The 1,887-nt window shown below is 71.4% G+C and carries 3 protein-coding genes; all 3 read right to left on the bottom strand.

Features of this window, described 5'->3' with window-relative positions; genetic code table 11:
- A partial coding sequence (locus QSK45_RS37950; RefSeq protein WP_285563514.1) for an adenosylhomocysteinase occupies nucleotides 1-247 on the bottom strand: 247 nt, incomplete at its 3' end.
- Entirely contained in the window at nucleotides 237-1,094 is an 858-nt protein-coding gene (gene metF, locus QSK45_RS37945) for a methylenetetrahydrofolate reductase [NAD(P)H] (RefSeq protein ID WP_285563513.1), read from the bottom strand. The genes metF and QSK45_RS37950, both read right to left, overlap by 11 nt.
- The coding region (locus QSK45_RS37940) for a vitamin B12 dependent-methionine synthase activation domain-containing protein (RefSeq protein WP_285563512.1) at nucleotides 1,091-1,887 on the bottom strand (797 nt) is incomplete at its 5' end. The genes metF and QSK45_RS37940, both read right to left, overlap by 4 nt.

Raw genomic sequence — 1,887 nt, 5'->3', positions numbered from 1 at the left:
AGATGTTGCACGACGCCCAGCGGACCCGCGCGCCCAGGGCGACCAGGGTCTCGATCAGCACGGCGGTCTGCACGGTCATGTGCAGGGAGCCGGTGACGCGGGCACCGGCCAGCGGCCGGCTCTCGGCGTACTCCCTGCGGATCGCCATCAGGCCGGGCATCTCGTGCTCGGCGAGGGTGATCTCCTTGCGGCCGAACTCGGCCAGCGAGAGATCGGCGACCTCGAAGTCGCGGGTGTCAGTGGACACTGAGGCTCCTCGTTGCGTGGATGGTGCGGTGGATGTCCAGGGCCGCCGTCGAGCGGTTGAGGGTGATGTAGTGCAGTCCGGGGGCGCCTTCGGCGAGGAGGCGGTCGGCCATGGCGACGGCGTGGTCGACGCCGACGCGGTGCGAGGTCGCGGAGTCGTTCCGGGCCGCTTCCAGGCGATGGGCGAGGTCTTCCGGGAAGGTGGCCGCGCTGAGTTCGGCGAAGCGGCGGATCTGGCGGACGTCGGTGGCGGGCATGATCTCCGGGATGATCGGCGTGTCGCAGCCGGCGGCGGCGACGCGGTCCCTGAACCGGAGGTAGACGTCCACGTCGAAGAACATCTGCGTGATGGCGTAGTCCGCGCCCGCCCCGCACTTGGCCACGAACTGCCGCAGATCGGTCTCGGCGTCGGGCGAGCGCGGGTGGCCTTCCGGGAAGGCGGCGACGCCGATGGTGAAGTCCCCGAGGGAGCGCAGGAGTTCCACCAGCTGGCGGGCGTGGGTGAGGCCGCGCGGGTGCGGGACCCAGGGCCCCTGCGGGTCGCCGGGCGGATCGCCGCGCAGGGCGAGGACGTTGGTGATCCCCGCGTCCGCGTAGCTGCCGATGATGTGCCGCAGTTCGGCGACCGAGTGCCCCACGGCCGTCAGATGGGCCGCGGGACGCAGGGTGGTCTCGGCGGCGATCCGCCGGGTGAGGGACACCGTGCGGTCCCGGGAGGACCCGCCCGCGCCGTAGGTGACCGACACGAAGTCCGGCCGCAGCGCCTCGACTTTGCGCACCGCGTTCCACAGGGCGCGCTCACCCGCCGGAGTCTTGGGCGGGAAGAACTCGAAGGAGAAGGTCGTCATGAGCGCCGCCCGGCGTTGAAGTAACCCGCTTCGGGGTGGTGTACGACGATGGCGTCCGTGGACTGTTCGGGGTGGAGCTGGAACTCCTCCGAGAGGTGGACGCCGATCCGCTCGGGCTCCAGCAGCGTGGCGATCTTGGCGCGGTCCTCCAGGTCGGGGCACGCCGGGTACCCGAGGGAGTAGCGGCACCCCTGGTACTCGGTGCGGAGCATGCCCGCGAGCCGGTCCGGATCGGCACCGGAGATGCCGAGTTCGGCGCGGACGCGGGCGTGCCAGTACTCGGCGAGGGCCTCGGCCAACTGAACGGACAGGCCGTGCAGTTCGAGGTAGTCGCGGTAGGCGTCGGTCTCGAAGAGCCTGGCCGTCTCCTCGCCGACGCGGGAGCCGACGGTGACGACCTGGAAGCCGACGACGTCGGTCTCGCCGGAGTCCTCGGGACGGAAGAAGTCGGCCAGGCAGAGCCTGCGGCCCCGGCCTTGCCGGGGGAACGTGAAGCGGGTGAGTTCGGCGCCGTGCTCGTCCAGGACGATCAGGTCGTCCTCCTTGGACACGCACCGGAAGTAGCCGTGGACCACGGCCGCCTCCAGCAGGCCGCGGGTGCGGAGCACATCGAGCCACCTGCGCAGCCGGGGCCGGCCCTCGGACTCGATCGTGTCGCGGCCGAGTCCCCACTGGCCCTTGAAGAGGGCGCCCTCGTCCAGCCAGGACGCGTACTCCTTGAGCTGGATGCCCTTGACGACGCGGGTGCCCCAGAACGGCGGTGCGGGCACGGGGTTGTCGGTGGCGACGTCGG

The sequence above is a fragment of the Streptomyces hygroscopicus subsp. hygroscopicus genome (assembly GCF_030269125.1).
GTDB classification, from domain to species: Bacteria; Actinomycetota; Actinomycetes; order Streptomycetales; family Streptomycetaceae; genus Streptomyces; species Streptomyces hygroscopicus_C.
The sequence above is the reverse complement of the archived record's forward strand: the minus strand, read 5'-3'. Positions and strand labels throughout refer to the sequence as shown.